Genomic DNA, 18,951 nt, shown 5'->3' with positions numbered 1-18,951 from the left:
GATGGCAGAGACCGGCATTGGCCCGGTCGCGCAGGAGATGCAACGCATGACCGCCGTCGACGACCGCACCCCGATCATCGTGGGTGTGGGTGAGATCACCCACCGCAACAAGGAGGCCGAGGCCGGGCTCGAGCCGGTCGAGCTCATGCTCCGCGCGCTGCGCGCCGCCGAAGAAGACGCCGGCGCCGCGATGCTGGCCGACATCGATTCGCTCGACATCGTCTGCGAATACTCCTGGCCCTACACCGATGCCACCGCGCTGCTGGGAGAGCGGCTCGGCCACCTGCCGGCGCGCCGCGTCTACGGCGAGACCGGCGGCGAGTCGCCGGTGCGCTTCATCCACGAGGCGGCGCTGCGCATCGCGCGCGGCGAGAGCCGGGTCGCGGCCGTCACGGGCGCCGAGTCGCGCTACACCGTCGACGCCGCGACCAAGCGCGGCATCGACCTGGGCTGGTCGCCCAGGGACGACACCGTGAAGCTGGTGCGCGGCACGGCGCTGTGCCATCCGGTGGCGGTGCGACACGGCGCGGCGATGCCGATCAGCATCTATCCCTTCTACGAGAACGCGGCGCTCGCGCAATGGGGCCAGACGCCGCGCGAGGGCCAGCAGGAATCGGCCGCGCTCTGGTCGCGCTATTCGGAAGTGGCCGCGGCCAATCCGCATGCCTGGCTGCGTCAGGCCTTCAGCGCCGACGAGGTGGCCGAGCCCAGCGCGGCCAACCGCCTGATCGCCTGGCCCTACACCAAGCGCATGGTGGCCAACCCCGTGGTCAACATGGGCGCGGGCGTGCTGCTGACCAGCGTGGGCCATGCGCGCGCGCTCGGCATCGCGCCCGAGAAATGGGTCTACGTGTGGGACGGTGCCGCGGCACGCGAGCCGCGCGACTACCTGCAACGCGACCAGTTCCACCGCTCGCATGCGCAGGACCTGGTGATGGAGACCGTGCTCGCGCAGGTGGGCGGCGATGCGGCGGCCTTCGAGATGCTCGAGCTCTACAGCTGCTTTCCCATCGTGCCCAAGATGGCGCGCCGCACGCTCGGCCTCGCGCCCGATGCGCAGATGACCTCGACCGGCGGCCTGAGCTTCTTCGGTGCGCCGCTGAACGACTACATGACGCACGCGGCCGCAGGCCTGGTGCGCGCATTGCGCAGCGCGCCGGGCAAGACCGCGCTGCTCTACGGCCAGGGCGAGTACGTGACCAAGCACCATGCGCTGGTGCTGGGCTCCAGCCCGCCGCCCAACGGCCTGCCCAGGGCGGACTACAGCGTGCAGGCCGCGGCCGATGCGCGGCGCGGCCCGGTGCCGGCCTTCATCGAGAGCTACAGCGGCGGCGCCACGCTCGAGACCTTCACCATCATTTACGGGCGCGACGGCCTGGCCACGCACGGCATCGTGATCGCGCGCACGCCGGCCGGCGAACGGCTGATGGCACGCGTCGAGCCCGACGATGCGGGGGCGCTGGCGGTGCTCACCGACCTCGATCGATCACCGGTGGGCAGCACCGGCCACATCACGGCGGGCCCCGACAGCCTGCGCTGGAGCCTTGCATGAACGCAGAACGAAACGATGCGGTGCGCATCGAGAAGCTCCCCGGCCATATCGCGGTCGTCACCATCGACCGGCCCGAGGCGCGCAACGCCATCAACGGCGCGGTCGCGGCCGGCCTCGAGGCGGCCGTCGATGCGACCGAAGCCGACGAGGACATCTGGGTCGTGGTGCTGACCGGCGCGGGGCCTGACGCCTTCTGCGCCGGCGCCGACCTCAAGGAGGTCTCGGCCGGTCGCGGCAGCGCGCTGAGCACCGAGCGCGGCGGCTTCGCGGGCTTCGTCTACCGCGAGCGCAGCAAGCCCTGGATCGCGGCCGTCAACGGCAAGGCGCTCGCGGGCGGCACCGAACTCACGCTGGCCTGCGACCTGGTGGTGGCCGCCGAGCATGCGGCCTTCGGCCTGCCCGAAGTGCTGCGTGGCCTGATCGCGGCGGCCGGCGGGCTGTACCGGCTGCCGCGCGCCATCCCACCCAACATCGCGCTGGAACTGATCCTGACCGCGGGTCAGCTCGACGCGCAGCGCGCGCATCAGTTGGGCTGGGTCAACCGCGTGGTGCCGGCCGCGGGCCTGCACGACGCGGCCCTGGCGCTGGCCGCCGAGATCACGCGCAACGCGCCCACGGCCGTGCGCGAGAGCCTGCGCGTGGCGCGCATGGCCAACGAACTCGACGAGGCCGCGTTGCGCACGCTGACCCGTGCGGCCTTCCAGCGCGTGGCGGCCAGCGAGGATTTCCGCGAAGGGCCGCGGGCCTTCATCGAGAAGCGTGCGCCGCAGTGGACGGGCCGCTGAACAGGAGGTCGCGGCCGGCGGCGGGCTACGATCGCTGCCGACCGATTGCTCCGTCTCACCGCCACAGGACATGCGCCCCTTCCTCTACTACGCCTCGATGCTGCTGCTCGGATTCGCCTGGTACCACTTCGGCCAGAGGCTGCTGCGCAAGGGCTGGCGTGACGAGAAGGGCGAACTGACCGAGGGACTGGCAGGGCCCGCGGGGCTGCTGGTGGCCGCTGTCGCGGCCTGTGGCCTCTTCTTTTTCGCGCTGCGCGCCCTGGTCCGGGGCGAGGTCTCGTGCGTCGGCAAGGGCTGCGCGGGACAGATCTACACCCTGGCGGCGTCGCCTGGCGACTATTGGGCCAATGTGTTCTTCCTGCTGTGGTGCGTTCTTGCGTTGGGCTACGCGGTGTACGTGACGCTCAGGATCTGGTTTCGGGCCTAGCGGAGCGACTGCCCGAGGTCGTCCCCGCGCACGCCGAGGCGCAGGCGCCGGCAGATCGGTGTGGCGAATGCCGCGCAGCACGCTGAGCATCATGAGATGGGCCACCTTGAAGCCGGTGCAGGCGAGGCCGTCGCGAGGTGCCGTGCCCTGCCATCGTGACACCACATGAAACGTATATAATTCGCATACGTTTCATATAGAGGTCTCCGATGGGTATCGTCAAGATTTCAGACCTGATGCACGAGAACCTGCGGGTGGCGGGGAATGCGCTCAGCAGGTCCATCAATGCACAGGCAGAGCACTGGATGCGCGTCGGCATGCTGACCGAGATGCACCCGGAGCTGGACCACCGGGAGATCTGCCAGCTGTTGATCCGGGCCGAGCTCGCGGGCGGGCTGGACATCACGATGGCGGCGACGCCCTCCGTCGGCAAGCCGGTCGCATCACGCGCCGGCAAGCACTGATGGCGCGCACCGTGCCCATCCACGGCGCCGAAGGCCTCGCGATGTCGCGGCGTGCCGCCGGCCTGGCCGCCGAAGTGCTGGCCATGATCGAACCCCACGTGGTGCCGGGCGTGAGCACCGAGGCGCTCGACCGGATCTGCCACGAACACATCGTGAAGGTCCAGGGCGCCATTCCGGCCAACGTGGGCTATCAGGGCTATCCCAAGACCATCCTCACCTCGGTCAACCAGGTGGTGTGCCACGGCATTCCGTCGGCCGACAAGATCCTGAAGAAGGGCGACATCGTCAACATCGACGTCGCGGTGATCAAGGACGGCTGGTTCGGCGACACCAGCCGCATGTTCTTCGTCGGCGAGCCCGGCGTGCTGGCCCGGCGCCTGGTCGAGACGACCTACGAAGCCCTGCGGGCCGGCATGCGGCAGGTCCGGCCGGGCGCGACGCTGGGCGACATCGGTCACGCGATCCAGTCGGTCGCGCAGCGCGAGCATTTCAGCGTGGTGCGCGAGTACTGCGGGCACGGCATCGGCCGGATCTATCACGACGAACCGAACGTGCTGCACTACGGGCGGCGCGGCGAGGGCCTCGTGCTGGAGGCGGGGATGGTCTTCACCATCGAGCCGATGCTGAATGCGGGCCAGGCCGGCACCCGGCAACTGCCCGACGGGTGGACCGTCGTCACGAAGGACCGGTCGCTGTCCGCGCAGTGGGAACACATGGTGGCCGTCACGCCGGAGGGCTACGAAGTGCTGACGGCCTGGCCGGGCGGCACCGGCACCTACCCGCCGATCTGAGCTTCAGCGCATGGCCTGCAGCCGCAGGATCTCCTGCTGGAGCAGCGCGATGAACGGCCCCTTGAGCGCGGCGTCCGCATGCGCGGGCAGCGTCAGGGAAGCCTCCACGTTGTTCAACAGCTGATCGCCTTTTTCCGACAGGCGCAGCGAGCGCGCATCGAGACGTTCCAGCGCGATATGGACCGGCGCTTCCATCAGGTCCTTGCTGTGCAGCGCCTGCGCGGTCAGCGCGAGTCCGTAGGGACCGCCGAACAGCGGGAAGTCCACGAGCGCGAACTGCAGGGCTTCCGCATTCGGGATCTGGAACTTGTCGACGACCTTGCCGAGCTTCTTGGCCAGCTTGGGGTTGGCCGGGTCCAGCAGCGTGTCGACCGCGCCGTGGTCGGCGATCACGCCGCCCAGGGTCCAGACGCGCTGGGGCGCCTGCTGCTGGCTGGCGTGCTGCGCGTGGTAGTCCAGCACGGCCCGGACGACCGAATCCAGCAGCACGTTCAAGCGGCTCGACAGGGTCGCCTCGGGACGTTCGGCCAGCGCGCTCCAGTCCTTCCAGGCCTTGTAGTGCGCGAGCAGCACCGCGACGAATGCGCCGGCATCGTCGGCGCGCGCGGGCAGGGCGTGGCCCTCGGCCAAAGGGGGCGAGGCCGACAGCACGGTGAAGTCGTCCTGGACGTAGATCGCCTGGTCGGTCAGCAGCAGGCCTTGCGACGTGCGGCGGCCGCTCAGTCGGTTCATCGCGTGGTAGCCGACGAAGAGCAGCGGGATCTCGTCGCCGATCCAGGGCCGGGGTCCGTACATCTGCTCGACGGCCTGGACGAAGACCTGCGCGGCGTCCTCGTGCTCGGGGTGGTCGGTCTGGTCGGGCAGGAACAGGAAGGCCGAAAGATCGGCATTGGACGGCCGGCGCACGGCCTGCTCGACGGCAGCGCGCAGGGCGGCGCCGTGGCGCGCGCGTTCGGCCGGCAGCGTGGCCAGATGGTCGGGGAAGGACGAATAGACGAATGCCATGGGGGGGAGGTCTCCGGAAAGCCAATGGAAAGCGTGATCTCGGAACGATCTTAGAGGAGCGCGAAGTCCGTCCCCGACACCGACCCGGTGCGGCCCCAACTTCGTCGCTTTCGACGATGCAAGCCGCGCGGCCACGGGGTCAAGATGCCTCCCATACCAACAGGCCGCCTCGGGCGGCCCAGGAGACATCAAACATGGCAGGTCCGCTCCAGGGGCTTCGGGTGATCGAGATGGCCGGCATCGGCCCGGGCCCGTTCTGCGCGATGCTGTTCGCCGACATGGGCGCCGAGGTGATCCGCATCACGCGGCCCGGCACACCCACCGATCCGAACGACGTCCTCACGCGCAGCCGCGGCACGGTGGCCATCGACCTGCGCACCGACGGCGCGGCGCAGCAGGTGCTCGACATCGTGGCCGGCGCCGATGTGCTGATCGAGGGTTTCCGCCCCGGCGTGATGGAGCGCCTCGGGCTCGGGCCCGAGGCCTGCCACGCGCGCAACCCGCGGCTGGTCTACGGCCGCATGACGGGCTGGGGCCAGCACGGCCCGCTGGCCCAGGCCGCCGGGCACGACATCAACTACATCGCGATCAGCGGTGCGCTGCATGCCATCGGCCGCTCGGGCGAGGCGCCGGTGGCGCCGCTCAACTACGTGGGCGACTTCGGCGGCGGCGCAATGCTGCTGGCCGTCGGCGCGCTGAGCGCGCTCTACGAATCGCAGCGCTCGGGACGTGGCCAGGTGATCGATGCCGCCATGACCGACGGCGCGGCGCTGCTTTCGGCCATGTTCTACGGCTTCAAGGCGGCCGGTCAGTGGAGCAACCAGCGCGGCGAGAACCTGCTCGACGGCGGCGCGCACTTCTACGACACCTACGCCTGCGCCGACGGCAAGTACGTGGCGGTCGGCGCCATCGAGCCGCAGTTCTACGCCTTGCTGCGCGAGCGCTGCGGCATCGCCGACGACCCGGCCTTCGACGCGCAGATGGATGCGGCCCGCTGGCCCTTGCTCAAGCTGCGCATGGCCGACGTGTTCCGCACCCGCACACGCGACGAGTGGTGCGTGCTGCTCGAGGGCAGCGACGCCTGCTTCGCGCCCGTGCTCGACTGGGACGAGGCGCCCGCGCATGCGCACAACGTGGCGCGCGGCACCTTCGTCGATGTCGACGGCGTGATGCACCCCGCACCCGCGCCGCGCTTCAGCCGCACGCTGCCGGCCACGCCCCGCGCCGCGGGCGACGCCGGCCTCGAGGACGGTGCCGCGCTGCTGCGCCGCTGGGCCGAGGTCCGCCGCTCGTCTTCCAACTGAGGGCGCCGCGCCATGAACCTTTACCTGACCCAACCCCTGCACAAGGGCCGGCGCGAGAAGCCCGAGGCGATGGCCGTGGTCTTCGGCGAGCACCGACTGAGCTTCAGCCGCTTCACCGAGCGCGTGGCCCGCCTGGGCGCCGCGCTGCGCGCGCTCGACATGGGGCCGGGCGACCGCGTCGGCATGATGAGCTTCAACTCGCACCGCTTCGTCGAGTTCTTCTTCGGCGTCTGGTGGGGCGGCGGCGTGATCAACCCGGTCAATATCCGCTGGAACCCGAAGGAGGTCGCGTACTCGCTCGATGACTGCGACACGCGCATCCTGCTGGTCGACGACAGCTTCGCGCCGCTCGCGGACGAGCTGTGCACGCTGTCGAGCTCGCTGCGCACCGTGGTCTATTGCGGCGACGGCCCGGTGCCCGAAGGCATGCTGGCCTACGAGGCGCTGCTCGAGAAGAGCGCGCCCTGCGAGGACGCGCCGCACAGCGCCGACGAGCTGGCCGCCATCATGTACACCGGTGGCACCACCGGCCGGCCCAAGGGCGTGATGCTCACGCACGGCAACCTCTACATCGACGCGCTGGGCTCGATCGCGGCGCTGCCGCGCACCGCGCAGAAGCCCGCGATCGTGATCACCACGCCGATGTTCCACGTGGCCGGTTGCGGCCTGTCGATCCAGGCGATGCTGCGGCTCGCGCCTCAGCACGTGCTGCCGATGTTCGACGAAGTTGGGATCCTGCAGGCCATCGAATCGGCCCGTGCGACCGAGATTTTCCTGGTGCCGACCATGATCAAGCGGCTCATCGAGCATCCGCGCTTCGCCGAGTTCGACCTGTCGAGCCTGGACCTGATGCTCTACGGCGCCGCGCCCATCGACGTGCCGCTGCTCGAGAAAGCCATGTTGGCACTGCCGCGCGCGGGCTTTTCGCAGGCCTACGGCATGACCGAGCTCTCGCCCACGGTGGCGGTGCTGCAGCCGCACTGCCACCTGCCGGGCCCCGACCGCGAACGCCTGCTGCGCTCGACCGGCACGCCGCTGCCCATGGCCGAGATCCGCATCGTCGACGGCGAGGACAACGAGGTGCCCACCGGCCAGGTCGGCGAGATCGTCGCGCGCGGGCCGATGGTGATGCGTGGCTACTGGAACAAGCCCAGGGAGACCGAGGAGGCCTTGCGCGGCGGCTGGATGCACACCGGCGACGGCGGCCATGTCGATGCCCACGGCTTCCTGTTCGTGGTCGACCGCATCAAGGACATGATCGTGAGCGGCGGCGAGAACGTCTACTCGGCCGAGGTCGAGAACGCCATCGCCCAATTGCCCCAGGTGCTGATGTCGGCCGTGATCGGCGTGCCCGACGACCAATGGGGCGAGCGCGTGCACGCGGTGGTGGTGCTGCGCCCGGGCGCAGTGCTCGAGGCCGAGGCGCTGATCGCCCATTGCCGCAGTCAGATCGCGGGCTACAAGTCGCCGCGCAGCGTGGAATTCCGCGATGCGCTGCCGCTGTCGGCCGCCGGCAAGCTGCAGAAATTCCAGTTGCGCGAGCCCTTCTGGGCCGGCCGCGAACGCCGCGTCGCGTGAACTGAACCATTCAACAAGGAAAAGACATGCCCATCGACTTCCGCCGTTCCTGGAGCGACGAGGACCTGGAGCTCTACCGCGACAACGTGGTGCGCTTCATCGAAACCGAGATGCTTCCGCACGACGAGGAGGCCCGCAAGCGCGGCCACGTCGGCCACGAAATCTGGCGCAAGGCCGGCGCGCTGGGCCTGCTGTGCTCGGACATCGCCGAGCAATACGGCGGCGGCGGCGGCGACTTCCGCCACGAGGCGGTGTTCTACGAGGAGATGTCGCGGCGCGGGCTGACCGGCATGAGCACTTCGGTGCACGCCATCGTCGCGCACTACTTCCTCAACCACGGCACCGAAGCGCAGAAGCAGAACTACCTGCCGCGCATGGCGCGCGGCGAACTGGTCGGCGCCATCGCCATGACCGAACCCGGCGCGGGCTCCGACCTGCAGGGCATTCGCACCCGCGCGCAGAAGGAAGGCGGCGACTATGTCATCAACGGCTCGAAGACCTTCATCACCAACGGCTTCCTGGCCGGCGTGGTGCTGGTGGTGGTCAAGACCGACCCGACCCAGGGTGCCAAGGGCACCTCGATCCTGATCGTCGAGACGGAGGGCTGCAAGGGCTACCGCGTGGGCCGCGTGCTCGACAAGATCGGCATGAAGGCGCAGGACACTTCCGAGCTCTTCTTCGACGACGTGCGCGTGCCGGCCGAGGCGCTGCTCGGCGGCACCGAAGGGCAGGGCTTCTTCCAGCTCATGGGCGACCTGCCCTACGAGCGCACCATCATCGGCGTGACCGCGCTGGCCACGATGGAAGGCGCGTTCCAGGCCACGCTCGACTACGTGCGCGAGCGCAAGGCCTTCGGCAAGCCGATCGCCGAGTTCCAGAACACCAAGTTCAAGCTGGCCGAGATCGCGACCCAGATCAAGGTGGGTCGTGCCTTCATCGACCGCTGCGTGGAAGATCTGGTGGCCGGCAAGCTCGACACCGCCACCGCCTCGATGGCCAAGCTCTGGGGCTCCGAGACCCAGGGCCGGGTGGTCGACGAATGCCTGCAGCTGTTCGGCGGCTACGGCTTCATGAACGAGTACATGGTCGCGCGCATGTATGCCGACGCGCGCATCCAGCGCATCTACGGCGGCACCAACGAGATCATGAAAGAGGTGATCTCCCGTGCGCTGTGAAACCGTGACGCGGGAGGTTGTTCGATGCGCGTGCTCGAACGGCGCGAGCACTTCGAAGGGCTGAGCGCCCGCAGCAGCACGCGCGTGGTCGTGCTGCAGGGCGCGGAGAAGTGCGCAACGAACGATCTCGGCCGTTGAACGGCCTCCAAGGAGTCTTCTTCATGACCCTCGACGACCTGATGTACAAACCCGGCCTGCTGGCTGGCAGGCGCTACCTCGTGACCGGTGGCGGCAGCGGCCTGGGCCGCGTGATGAGCGAGGCGCTGCTGTTGCTCGGCGCCGAGGTCTACATCTGCGGCCGGCGCGAGCCGCTGCTCGAACAGACCGCGGCCGAACTCATGGCCGCGCACGGCGGCCGCGTGATTCCCAAGGCCTGCGACATCCGCCACGAGGCGCAGATCGGCACCCTGCTCGACGAGATCTGGGCCGACGGCGGCGCGCTCGACGGCCTGATCAACAACGCGGCCGGCAACTTCGTGAGCCGCACCGAGGACCTGTCGCCGCGCGCCTTCGACGCCATCTCGAGCATCGTGTTCCGCGGCAGCTTCTGCATGACGCTCGATTGCGGCAAGCGCTGGCTGGCCGAGGGCAAGTCGGCCTCGGTGCTGTCGATCCTCACGACCTGGGTCTGGAACGGCTCGCCCTTCACCGTGCCCTCGGCGATGTCGAAGGCCGGGCTGCACGCCATGACGCAGTCGCTGGCGGTCGAGTGGGCCGGCCGCGGCATCCGCTTCAACGCGATCGCACCGGGCCTGTTCCCGACCGAGGGCATGAGCGCACGCTTGAATCCCGGCGGCGGCGAGCACAAGGCCGACCGCAACCCGATGGACCGCAACGGCCGCATGCCCGAGCTGGCCAACCTGGCGGCCTTTCTCATGGGCCCGGGCTCCGAGTACGTCAACGGGCAGACCATCGCCATCGACGGCGGCCAGTACCAGGCGACCGGCGGCAATTTTTCGCGCATGGCCGAGTGGACCGACGGCGATTGGCAGCGTGCGCGCGAGAATATCGCCGAACGTGACGCCAAGGACCGAAGACAACGCCATGCCAATGACTGAGACCCAGAGATTCCACGACCGCGTGCACCTGCAGCTGGACGACGACGGTGTCGCCCAGGTTCGGCTGTCGCGCCCCGACAAGATGAACGCCATCGACGCCGGCATGTTCGCCGGCCTCGTCGCTGCCGCCGAGCACCTGGGCCAGATCCACGGCCTGCGTGCCGTGGTGCTGCACGGCGAGGGCCGGGCCTTCTGCGCCGGCCTCGACATGGCGAGCTTCGGCCGCATGAGCGAAGGCGGCGTGGTGGCCGAAGGCCTGACCGATCTGCTCGCGCGCACCCACGGCCTGGCCAATGCGCCGCAGCAGGTGGCCTGGGCCTGGCGCGAATTGGCGGTGCCGGTGATCGCCGCGGTGCATGGCGTGGCCTTCGGCGGCGGTCTGCAGATCGCGCTGGGCGCCGACGTGCGCTACCTCGCGGCCGACACGCGCATGTCGGTGATGGAGATGCAGTGGGGCCTGGTGCCCGACATGGCCGGCATCCCGTTGATGCGCGAGCTGCTGCGCGCAGACGTGGCGCGCGAGCTGGTATTCAGCGCGCGCATCGTCGAAGCCGAGGAGGCCTGCCGCATTGGCCTGGGCACGCGCGTCTGCGCCGACCCGCTGGCCGAGGCACTGGCCTTCGCGCGCGGCATCGCGGCCCGCAGCCCCGATGCGGTGCGCGGCGCCAAGCGGCTGCTCAACCAGTCGGCCGATGGCGATGCGGCGGCGCTGCTGATGGCCGAATCGGTCGAGCAGGCCAGGCTGATCGGCAGCGCGAACCAGCGCGAGGCGGTCAAGGCGGCGATGGAGAAGCGGGCACCGCGTTTCGTCGACTAGGACTTCGCCAGGAACGACGAAGGCGCACGCCCCAGCCGCTTGCGGAACATCGTCGAGAACGCCCCCGGGCTGTCGTAGCCCAGTTCCAGCGCGACCGTGGTCACGGGTGTGCCCGAGGCCAGCCTCGACAGCGCAGCCAGCAGGCAGGCCTGCTGGCGCCATTCGCCGAAAGCCATGCCGGTCTGCTGCCGGAACAGCCGGCTGAAATTGCGTTCGCTCTTGTGCAGCTGCTGTGCCCAGTCGCCGGGCGCCGCATGGATCCGCGGTCGGTGCAAGAAGCCGATGCACAGCGCGGCCAGCCCCGGGTCGCGCGGCAGCGGCGCGAAGAAGGGCAAGGTCTCGGCGCGCGCCAACTCGTGCAGCAGCAACTGCATCAGCATGCCGTCGCGTGTGTGTTCTTCGTAGTCGGCCCGCGTGTCGGTGGCTTCGAGCAGCAACTGGTGCAGCAGCGCCGAAACCTTGAGAACTTCGCATTGCATGCCGGCACGCGGCGCCGCGGCCGGCTCGATGTAGAGGCTGCGCGTGCTCACGCCCACCATGCGCACCCGGTGCGGCTGGCCGGCCGGAATCCAGACGCCGCTGTAGGGCGGCACGACCCAGGCGCCGTCATCGGTGCCCACCTCCATCAGGCCGGTCGCGCCGTAGAGGAACTGCGCGCGGCGATGGCTGTGCGTCTCGAGCAGCACGCCCTTGGCGTAGTCGGTGCCGATGGCCAGCACGGCCTGGGGCAGGGCGTCGACGTCGGCGAGGGGCACGTTGCGCATGGGTGGACGAATTTGGCTGAACGGCGAACATTATTGGCGAATCGGCGCAGGCGGGCCGGGCGTCAGGTCCGGACACTTGGTCTCTTTAGCGAAGAGGTTGCTTGTGTCCTTCTATGTCCTGCTCGGCATGTTCGGTCTTCTGGCCGGCGTCACCACCGTGTTGTTCGGCTTCGGCGGCGGCTTCGTCGTCGTGCCCTTGCTCTACCGGCTGGTGCTGATGGCGAACGGTCCTGAAAGCGCGGTCGGTCGGCCGGCCATGCAGATCGCGGTCGCGACCTCGACCTGCGTGATGGTCTTCGGCGCTGCGCTGGCCACGCGCCGGCACCACCGCGCGGGCACGCTCGACTGGGCCCAGGTGCGGCCGCTGCTCGCGCCCATCGCAGTCGGCGCGGCGATCGGCGCCGTGGCCGCGAGCGCGGCGCAGGGCGAGTGGCTGCGCTGGGCCTTCGTGGGTTACCTGGTGCTGACCCTTCTCGACAGCATGTTCCGCCCGGGCTTCCTTTCACGCCGGCCCGCGCTGGCGCCCGCGCCCTCGGGGCTGGCCACCGCTGCATCGGGCCTGGGCATCGGCACCGTGGCCGCCCTGCTGGGCGTGGGCGGTAGCGTGATGACCGTGCCGCTGATGCGTCGGCGCGGCGTGGCCATGACCCAGGCCACGGCCATGGCCAACCCGCTGTCGCTGCCGGTGGCGCTGGCGGGCACCGCCACCTACTTCGCGCTGGGCTGGCATGCGACGTCGTCGCTGGGCCCCGGCTACATCGGTCTGGTGGACCTGCGCGCGCTGGCCGTGCTGGTCGCGGGCTCGTGGCTGGGCATCCGGCTGGCCGCGCCGCTGATCGGGCGGATTCCCGACGCGGTGCATGCCAGGGTCTACCTGGGCCTGCTCACGGCCGTGCTGCTGGCGATGGTGCTGCGCTGAACAGGCCTCAGCGGATCACGCCCAGCTTGCGCGCGATCGCCACCGCCTGCGTGCGGCTCTTGGCATCGAGCTTCATGTTGATGTTGCGCAGGTGGGTGCGCACCGTGCTGTCGGATACGAAGAGCTTCTCGGCCATCGCGTTGTTCGAGTAGCCCTCGGCCAGAAGCTGCAGCACGCGGATCTCCTTGCGCGTGAGCGGCTCCTTGTTGCCGTCGGCGCTGGGCGCTTCGACATTCGGCGCGACCATCGGGCCCAGCACCTGCAGCAGGCGTTGCAGGTACTCGGCCAGGATCGGGTCGCTGCGCCCGTCGGCCGCCCTGCGTTCCTGCGCCGCGGTGGCGTAGCGATGCACCAGCAGGCCCACGGCCGGGCCCTCGTCGAGGATCAGGCGCATGAAGCCTTCCTGGCTCGCGGTCTGCAGCACCGCGCCGATCTCTTCGAGGGCTGCGGCCACGTCGCCCGCGCGCTGCAGTGCCAGCGCACGCAGCACGCGCAGCTTGAGCGCGCGGCGGCTGCGGGCAGCGGCGAAGGCGGCGTGAAGTTCGGCGTCGAGCGCCGTGAGTGCGACGCGCGGATCGCCGAAGCTGATCTCCCAGCGCGCGCGCGCGAGTGCGAGGTAGTCGAGATCGTGCGCGGGCAGGCGCTGGCGGCGCTCGCGGTCCCACAGGGCCGGGTCGTCGGCGCGCGCCAGTTCGTCGCGCGAGGCCGGGCCGTTGCCCTGCAGCAGCAGCATGCGCGAGCGTTCGAGCTTGGCGCCCGCCACCACGCGTGGCAGCTGGCGGTGGTGGCCCAGGTACTCGAGCTCGGTCAGCGCCTGGAAGGCGGCGTCGATGTCGCCCGTGTAGAAGGCGATCCGCGAGCGCATCACATGGCTCAGGATCATGTGGTCGGGCAGGCCCACGTCGCGCGCCAGCGGCAGGTAGACGTTGAGCAGGTGGTCGGCCTGCGGCAGCTGGTTGGCCTCGTAGACCACGCCCGCGTACAGCACGCCGGCCCAGGCGTTGCCGTGGCTGTGGTTGTACGACACCGCATGGGTGGAGTCGACCGCCATGCGGAAGCGCGCGGTGGCTTGCCGCAGCCGGCCGCCGTGCAGATCGAGCATGCCTTCGAGCGATTCGGTGTACATGCGGTTGAAGGCGCTGTTGCCCTGACGGCTGCGCGCCGCGTCGAGCAGCCGCTGCGATTCGTGCTGGTCGCCCACCACCGAAATGATGTTCGCCATCGCGTTGAGCAGCGCGCTGTCGGCGAAGGGCAGGCCGGTGGGCAGCCGGGCGAGGCTCTCGCGGCCGGCCTCGTAGGCCTCGTCGTAGCGGTCCTGCATGGCCAGCAGCAGCGGGGTCAGCGTGTGGGCGCTGGCGCGCACCTCAGGGATGCCGCTCTCGGCGCAGCCCGACTGCTCGAGCTTCTTCATCGCGTCCCAGGGGCCGTAGGTGAAGCAGGCAGCCCAGAGCGCGATCAGCTGCAGGAAGGGGTGGGCACGCAGCTGGTGCTCGGGGATGGCCGAGAACCAGCGCGAGAGCATGCGCATGCGGCCCTGCTCGAGGAACTCCTCGGCATAACTGTCGAGCAGCGTGAGCGCATGCGGATGGTCGCCGCCCTCGATCGCATGGTCGATCGCGGGCACCGGCCGGCCTTGCGATTCGTACCAGCCCGAGGCCGCGAGGTGCAGCCGCGCGAGTTCGTCGGGCCGTTCGCGCGCCAGCTGCGCGCGCAGGAAGTCGGCGAACAGGCTGTGGTAGCGCCAGGCCGGCGTGTCGCTGGCCACCGGCGTGAGGAACAGGTTGGAGGCCGCCAGCTGGTCGAGGATGGCTGCGCAGTCGACGCGCGGGTTCAGCGTCTGGCAGACCGAGGCGTCGAGCTGGCGCAGGATGCTGGTGCGCAGCAGGAAGTCGCGAATCTCGCGCGGCTGGTGCGCGAGCACGTCCTCGGCCAGGTAGTCGGCGACCGCCCGGTCCGAGCCCGAGAAGCGCTCGACGAAGCCGGTCTCGAGGCCGTGCCGCTCGAGCGCCATCGAGGCCAGCCAGATGGCCGCGACCCAGCCCTCGGTCTTCTGGTGCAACTGCGACAGCATGTCGGCCGGCAGCGCCTGGCCCGCGCGCTGGCCGAAGAAGGCGCTGGTTTCCTCGATGTTGAAGCGCAGGCGGTCGGTGTCGATCTCCATCAGCTGGCCGCGCGCGCGCAGCCGGCCCACGCCCAGGTCGGGCAGGCTGCGCGAGCCGATCACGATCCGGCCGCGGCGCGGCAGGTGGTCGATGACTTCGCGCACCAGGCCCAGCACCGCGGGCTCCTGCACCACCTCGAAGTCGTCGAGGAACAGCGTGAAGGGCGAGTCGTGCGCGGCCAGCGCGGCCACCGCGTCGAAGGGCGCGTTGGCCTGCGGCTCGTCGACGCCCAGGCGCTGCACCGCCTCGCCCAGGCAGATCAGGAAGCGCGAGACGTCGTTGTCGGCCCGGTCGAGCGTGAGCCAGGCCGTGGCCACGCCGTCGGCCTCCATGCGTTGGCGGCTCTGCGCCATGGCCGTGGTCTTGCCGAAGCCCGCGGGCGCGCGCACCAGGACCAGCTTCACCGCCGCCGCCGCGATCTGTTCGCTGATCGCGGTGCGCAGCACCTGCGTGACGACCACGGCCGGCGGGTTGAGCTTGGTTTCCAGGATGCGGGGCGAGGTGGGGGGCATTGCGGGTGGGTCGAATGAGGGTCTGTAGCGGCGTATCGCCTCGGGTCTTGTCTCCTTGGGCGCAGCGCTTCGGGCGGACACCTCGAGGGGACCCATTGTGGGGGTCGCCCGGGCGAGGAATTTCCGTCGGTTCCGACGATTTCGCGCTCCGATTCTGCTTTCTAGACTGGCCATCGACCAACAGAGAAACCCTTGCAGTCCGAGGCTGCAGCGCACCGACATGACCGACGTATTCCTGTATGACCACGTGCGCACGCCGCGCGGCAAGGGCCGCCCCGACGGCGCCCTGCACCCCATCACGCCCGTCCAGCTTGCCGCGCAGGTGCTGCAGGCCCTGCGCGAGCGCAATTCGCTCGACCCGTCGCAGATCGAGGACGTGGGCCTGGGCGTCGTGATGCCGGTGGGCGAGCAGGGCGCCGACATCGCGCGCTTCGCGCTGCTGGCCGCGGGCTACGGCGACAGCGTGGGCGGCTACCAGCTCAACCGCTTTTGCACCTCGGCGCTCGACACGCTCAAGATGGGCTTCGGCCTCGTGGCCTCGGGCCAGGCCGACGCGGTGATCGGCGGCGGCGTGGAGTCGATGTCGCGCGTGCCCATCGGCAGCGACGGCGGCGCGGTCTACACCGACCCGGCGATCGGCCGGCGCTTTCCCTACATCCCCAACGGCGTTGCGGCCGACCTGATGGCTGCGCTCGACGGGGTGGGCCGCGAGGACGTCGACGCCTACGCGGTCGAGAGCCAGCGCCGCGCGGCCCAGGCCCAGGCCGAAGGCCGCTTCGACCGCTCGCTGGTCCCGGTGCGCGACGTGCTCGGGCGCACCGTGCTGGCGCGCGACGAGGCCAACCGGCCCGGCACCACGATGGCCGACCTCGCCAAGCTCAAGCCGGCCTTCGCCGGCGCGGGCGAGCAGGGCTTCGACGCGATCGTGCTGCAGCGCTACCCGCAGCTCGAGCGCGTGCCCCACATCCACACCGGCGGCAATTCGAGCGGCATCGTCGACGGCGCCTGTGCGGTGCTGCTGGGCAACCGCGCCTACGGCGAGCGCAACGGCCTGAAGCCGCGCGCCCGGCTGGTGGCCGCGGCCTCCTGCGCCGACGAGCCGCTGCTGAGCCTGGGTGGCCCGCTGCCCGTGACCGAGCGCGTGCTCGCGCGCTGCGGCATGGCCATCGGCGACATCGATCTGTTCGAGGTCAACGAGGCCTTCTCGGTGGTGCCGATGCGCTATGCGCGGCATTTCGGCATCGACCCGCAGCGCATCAACCCCAACGGCGGCGCGATCGCGCTGGGCCATCCGCTGGGCGCGACCGGCGCCATCCTCGTCGGCACGCTGCTCGACGAACTCGAACGCAGCGGCCGGTCGACCGGCCTGGTCACGCTGTGCGCCGCCGCGGGCCAGTCGACCGCGCTGGTGATCGAACGGGTCTGACCTCCTCTTGAAGCCGTCCTCCATGACCCCAACCCCCAACCTCCGTTTCGAGGTCGACGCCGACGGCATCGCCCTCATCACCCTCGACGTGGCCGACCGGCCGATGAACGTCTTCACGCCCGCCTTCTCGGCCGACCTGCGCGCGGCCGTGGCCGAGCTCACGCAGCGCGCGGACGTGCGCGGTGCCGTCATCACCTCCGGCAAGCGCAACGGCTTCCTGGCCGGTGCCGACCTCAAGGATTTCGTCGGCTTCCATGCGCGCGGCACCACCGCCGTCGAGGCCGCCGAACTGATCGCCGAGAGCGCCCAGCCGCTGCGCGCGCTCGAGCGCTGCGGCAAGCCCGTGGCCGTGGCCGTCAACGGCCTGGCTTTGGGCGGTGGCTTCGAGCTCTGCCTGGCCTGCCACCACCGCGTGCTGGTCGACGACCCGCGCGCCGTGGTCGGTCTGCCCGAGGTCACGGTGGGCCTGCTGCCGGGCGGCGGCGGCACGCAGCGGCTGCCGCGGCTGATCGGCATCGAACGGGCCTTGCCGCTGCTCTTGACCGGGCGCCATGTCGCGCCGGCCGAGGCGCTGGCGCTGGGCCTGGTCGATGCGGTGGTGCCGGCCGGTGAACTGATCGCCACCGCACGGCGCTGGGTGCTCGCGCAGTCCGAGGCGCAGCAGCCCTGGGACATGAAAGGCTACCGCGTGCCCGGCGGCACCGGCGCGCTGGCGCCGCATGCCAACGGCAGCTTCGGCGCCACGGTGGCACGCATCCGGCGCGAGACGCAGGACAACTACCCGGCGCCGCTGGCGATCCTGTCGGCGGTCTACGAGGGCACGCAATTGCCGATCGAACTCGGCCTGCGCATCGAGGCCCAGTACTTCGGCCCGCTGCTCGCCGGCCCGGTCGCGCGCAACCTGATGCGCACGCTGTTCGTGAACCGCGGCGCCGCGCAGAAGCTCGCGCGCCGTCCGGCCGGGGTGCCGCGCCAGCCGGTACAGCGCCTGGGCGTGCTCGGAGCCGGGATGATGGGCGCGGGCATCGCGCAGGTCGCGGCGGCGGCCGGCATCGCGGTGGTGCTGGTCGATGCGACGCAGGCCGCGGCCGAGGCGGCCAAGGCGCGCATCGCCGCGGCCTATGCCAAGGAGAAGGGCGCCGATGCCGAGCAACGGTTGGCACGCATCACCGCGACGGCCGACGTCGCTCTGCTGCGCGGCAGCGACTTCGTGGTCGAGGCCGTGTTCGAAGACCGTGCGGTCAAGGCAGAGGTCATGGCCCGCGCGGCGCTGGCGCTGGGCGATGTGCCCGCCGATTTCGTCTGGGCCAGCAACACCTCGACCTTGCCCATCGACAGCCTGGCCGCGCACTGGCAGAAGCCGGCGCAGCTGATCGGCGTGCACTTCTTCTCGCCTGTGCCGCGCATGCCGCTGGTCGAGATCATCCTGGGCCCGCAGACCGCGCCTGCCGCGCTCGCGCGCGCGCTCGACTTCGTGCAGCAACTGCGCAAGACACCGATCGTGGTGCACGACAGCCCGGGCTTCTTCACCAGCCGCATCTTCTGCGCCTACGTCGACGAAGGCATGGCGATGCTGGCCGAGGGCGTGGCGCCGGCGCTGATCGAGAACGCCGCACGCCAGGCCGGCTTCGCGACCGGGCCGCTGGCCGTGACCGACGAGGTCTCGCTCGATCTGCAACAGCAGGTGATCGACCAGGCCAAGGCCGACGGCCTCGACGCACGCTTCCTGCGCGGCCATGCGCAGGCCGTGGTCGCGCGCATGAACGCGCTGGGCCGGCTGGGCCGCAAGAGCGGTGGTGGCTTCCATGACTTCCTGGCTGAGGGCGGCAAGCAGCTCTGGCCGGGATTGGCCGGTGAATTTCCAATCGCCGCTGTGCAGCCCGCGGTCGAAGAACTCAAGCAGCGTTTGCTCGGCATCCAGGCGCTGGCTTCGGCGCAGTGCGTGGAGGAGGGCGTGGTCACCGAGGCGGCCGACGCCGACCTGGGATCGATCCTCGGGCTGGGCTACCCGTCATGGACCGGCGGCACGCTGTCGTACATCGAGACCGTCGGTCTGCGCGCCTTTGTGGCACAGAGCGACGCGCTGGCCGAGCGCCACGGCGAACGCTTCCGCCCCTCGGCCTGGCTGCGCGCCCGCGCCGAGGCCGGCCAGCCCTTCCATCCCCCGGCCCCGCAGGCCGCCGACTCTCGTCCCCTGAAGAACGCATCGTGA

Annotated in this window: 16 protein-coding genes; 13 read left to right on the top strand and 3 right to left on the bottom strand. The window is 70.4% G+C overall.

What is annotated here, in order from left to right:
• The first annotated feature begins 46 nt into the window (after positions 1–46).
• The 5 genes from ACSFBC_RS02285 (at position 47) to map (ending at position 4,019) form a co-directional block, all read left to right on the top strand.
• Complete coding sequence (locus ACSFBC_RS02285; RefSeq protein ID WP_435508682.1) at positions 47–1,552, top strand: acetyl-CoA acetyltransferase; 1,506 nt, start codon at positions 47–49, stop codon at positions 1,550–1,552.
• Positions 1,549–2,337: an enoyl-CoA hydratase-related protein gene (locus tag ACSFBC_RS02280; RefSeq protein WP_435508681.1), complete on the top strand. Its 789-nt coding sequence runs from the start codon at positions 1,549–1,551 to the stop codon at positions 2,335–2,337. The genes ACSFBC_RS02285 and ACSFBC_RS02280 overlap by 4 nt, the downstream gene beginning before the upstream one ends.
• A 70-nt stretch (positions 2,338–2,407) precedes the next feature.
• Positions 2,408–2,764, top strand: coding sequence for a hypothetical protein (locus ACSFBC_RS02275; protein WP_435508680.1), 357 nt, complete (start codon positions 2,408–2,410; stop codon positions 2,762–2,764).
• A 209-nt stretch (positions 2,765–2,973) separates the two neighbouring features.
• Entirely contained in the window at positions 2,974–3,228 is a 255-nt protein-coding gene (locus tag ACSFBC_RS02270; RefSeq protein ID WP_435508679.1) for a ParD-like family protein, read from the top strand.
• Positions 3,228–4,019 (top strand): type I methionyl aminopeptidase, encoded by a 792-nt coding sequence (gene map / locus ACSFBC_RS02265; protein ID WP_435508678.1) that lies wholly within the window; start codon positions 3,228–3,230, stop codon positions 4,017–4,019. The genes ACSFBC_RS02270 and map overlap by 1 nt, the downstream gene beginning before the upstream one ends.
• 3 nt (positions 4,020–4,022) lie before the next feature.
• On the opposite strand, the gene ACSFBC_RS02260 is transcribed toward map, so the two are convergent.
• Positions 4,023–5,024, bottom strand: a complete 1,002-nt coding sequence (locus ACSFBC_RS02260) for a hypothetical protein (protein ID WP_435508677.1) — start codon at positions 5,022–5,024, stop codon at positions 4,023–4,025.
• A gap of 194 nt (positions 5,025–5,218) precedes the next feature.
• Between ACSFBC_RS02260 and ACSFBC_RS02255 the strand changes: the two genes are divergently transcribed.
• The 5 genes from ACSFBC_RS02255 (at position 5,219) to ACSFBC_RS02235 (ending at position 10,956) form a co-directional block, all read left to right on the top strand.
• Complete coding sequence (locus ACSFBC_RS02255) at positions 5,219–6,328, top strand: CaiB/BaiF CoA transferase family protein (protein WP_435508676.1); 1,110 nt, start codon at positions 5,219–5,221, stop codon at positions 6,326–6,328.
• A 12-nt stretch (positions 6,329–6,340) separates the two neighbouring features.
• Positions 6,341–7,906, top strand: a complete 1,566-nt coding sequence (locus tag ACSFBC_RS02250) for a long-chain-fatty-acid--CoA ligase (protein WP_435508675.1) — start codon at positions 6,341–6,343, stop codon at positions 7,904–7,906.
• A gap of 26 nt (positions 7,907–7,932) precedes the next feature.
• The gene (locus tag ACSFBC_RS02245; protein ID WP_435508674.1) at positions 7,933–9,081 is read left to right on the top strand and encodes an acyl-CoA dehydrogenase family protein; all 1,149 of its coding nucleotides are present in this window, start codon (positions 7,933–7,935) and stop codon (positions 9,079–9,081) included.
• 161 nt (positions 9,082–9,242) lie between these two features.
• Positions 9,243–10,139, top strand: coding sequence for an SDR family oxidoreductase (locus ACSFBC_RS02240; RefSeq protein WP_435508673.1), 897 nt, complete (start codon positions 9,243–9,245; stop codon positions 10,137–10,139).
• Positions 10,132–10,956: a crotonase/enoyl-CoA hydratase family protein gene (locus ACSFBC_RS02235; protein WP_435509251.1), complete on the top strand. Its 825-nt coding sequence runs from the start codon at positions 10,132–10,134 to the stop codon at positions 10,954–10,956. Before ACSFBC_RS02240 ends, ACSFBC_RS02235 begins: the two co-directional genes overlap by 8 nt.
• Here ACSFBC_RS02235 and ACSFBC_RS02230 read toward each other — a convergent pair.
• A complete protein-coding gene (locus ACSFBC_RS02230) occupies positions 10,953–11,720 on the bottom strand; it encodes an AraC family transcriptional regulator (RefSeq protein ID WP_435508672.1) in 768 nt (255 codons plus the stop codon). The two genes, ACSFBC_RS02235 and ACSFBC_RS02230, sit on opposite strands and share 4 nt — an antisense overlap.
• A gap of 127 nt (positions 11,721–11,847) precedes the next feature.
• Between ACSFBC_RS02230 and ACSFBC_RS02225 the strand changes: the two genes are divergently transcribed.
• Positions 11,848–12,639: a sulfite exporter TauE/SafE family protein gene (locus tag ACSFBC_RS02225; RefSeq protein ID WP_435509250.1), complete on the top strand. Its 792-nt coding sequence runs from the start codon at positions 11,848–11,850 to the stop codon at positions 12,637–12,639.
• Positions 12,640–12,646: 7 nt separating this feature from the next.
• Here the strand turns inward: ACSFBC_RS02225 and ACSFBC_RS02220 are convergent, their stop codons facing one another.
• Positions 12,647–15,313: a winged helix-turn-helix domain-containing protein gene (locus tag ACSFBC_RS02220; protein WP_435508671.1), complete on the bottom strand. Its 2,667-nt coding sequence runs from the start codon at positions 15,311–15,313 to the stop codon at positions 12,647–12,649.
• Between the two features lie 220 nt (positions 15,314–15,533).
• On the opposite strand from ACSFBC_RS02220, the gene ACSFBC_RS02215 reads away from it, so the two are divergent.
• Positions 15,534–16,739, top strand: coding sequence for an acetyl-CoA C-acetyltransferase (locus ACSFBC_RS02215; RefSeq protein WP_435508670.1), 1,206 nt, complete (start codon positions 15,534–15,536; stop codon positions 16,737–16,739).
• A gap of 22 nt (positions 16,740–16,761) precedes the next feature.
• Positions 16,762–18,951 carry a 3-hydroxyacyl-CoA dehydrogenase NAD-binding domain-containing protein gene (locus ACSFBC_RS02210; RefSeq protein ID WP_435508669.1) on the top strand — a complete coding sequence of 730 codons (2,190 nt, stop codon included), beginning with the start codon at positions 16,762–16,764 and terminating at the stop codon, positions 18,949–18,951.

The sequence above is a fragment of the Variovorax frigidus genome (assembly GCF_051216515.1).
Taxonomy (GTDB): Bacteria; Pseudomonadota; Gammaproteobacteria; order Burkholderiales; family Burkholderiaceae_C; genus Variovorax.
The sequence above is the reverse complement of the archived record's forward strand: the minus strand, read 5'-3'. Positions and strand labels throughout refer to the sequence as shown.

What these genes read in the sequence shown, in the direction of transcription:
- ACSFBC_RS02285 (WP_435508682.1), top strand. Translation starts at nt 47, where the DNA reads ATGACCGCCGTCGACGACCGCACCCCGATCATCGTGGGTGTGGGTGAG.
- ACSFBC_RS02280 (WP_435508681.1), top strand. Translation starts at nt 1,549, where the DNA reads ATGAACGCAGAACGAAACGATGCGGTGCGCATCGAGAAGCTCCCCGGC.
- ACSFBC_RS02275 (WP_435508680.1), top strand. Translation starts at nt 2,408, where the DNA reads ATGCGCCCCTTCCTCTACTACGCCTCGATGCTGCTGCTCGGATTCGCC.
- ACSFBC_RS02270 (WP_435508679.1), top strand. Translation starts at nt 2,974, where the DNA reads ATGGGTATCGTCAAGATTTCAGACCTGATGCACGAGAACCTGCGGGTG.
- map (WP_435508678.1), top strand. Translation starts at nt 3,228, where the DNA reads ATGGCGCGCACCGTGCCCATCCACGGCGCCGAAGGCCTCGCGATGTCG.
- ACSFBC_RS02260 (WP_435508677.1), bottom strand. Translation starts at nt 5,024, where the DNA reads ATGGCATTCGTCTATTCGTCCTTCCCCGACCATCTGGCCACGCTGCCG.
- ACSFBC_RS02255 (WP_435508676.1), top strand. Translation starts at nt 5,219, where the DNA reads ATGGCAGGTCCGCTCCAGGGGCTTCGGGTGATCGAGATGGCCGGCATC.
- ACSFBC_RS02250 (WP_435508675.1), top strand. Translation starts at nt 6,341, where the DNA reads ATGAACCTTTACCTGACCCAACCCCTGCACAAGGGCCGGCGCGAGAAG.
- ACSFBC_RS02245 (WP_435508674.1), top strand. Translation starts at nt 7,933, where the DNA reads ATGCCCATCGACTTCCGCCGTTCCTGGAGCGACGAGGACCTGGAGCTC.
- ACSFBC_RS02240 (WP_435508673.1), top strand. Translation starts at nt 9,243, where the DNA reads ATGACCCTCGACGACCTGATGTACAAACCCGGCCTGCTGGCTGGCAGG.
- ACSFBC_RS02235 (WP_435509251.1), top strand. Translation starts at nt 10,132, where the DNA reads ATGACTGAGACCCAGAGATTCCACGACCGCGTGCACCTGCAGCTGGAC.
- ACSFBC_RS02230 (WP_435508672.1), bottom strand. Translation starts at nt 11,720, where the DNA reads ATGCGCAACGTGCCCCTCGCCGACGTCGACGCCCTGCCCCAGGCCGTG.
- ACSFBC_RS02225 (WP_435509250.1), top strand. Translation starts at nt 11,848, where the DNA reads ATGTTCGGTCTTCTGGCCGGCGTCACCACCGTGTTGTTCGGCTTCGGC.
- ACSFBC_RS02220 (WP_435508671.1), bottom strand. Translation starts at nt 15,313, where the DNA reads ATGCCCCCCACCTCGCCCCGCATCCTGGAAACCAAGCTCAACCCGCCG.
- ACSFBC_RS02215 (WP_435508670.1), top strand. Translation starts at nt 15,534, where the DNA reads ATGACCGACGTATTCCTGTATGACCACGTGCGCACGCCGCGCGGCAAG.
- ACSFBC_RS02210 (WP_435508669.1), top strand. Translation starts at nt 16,762, where the DNA reads ATGACCCCAACCCCCAACCTCCGTTTCGAGGTCGACGCCGACGGCATC.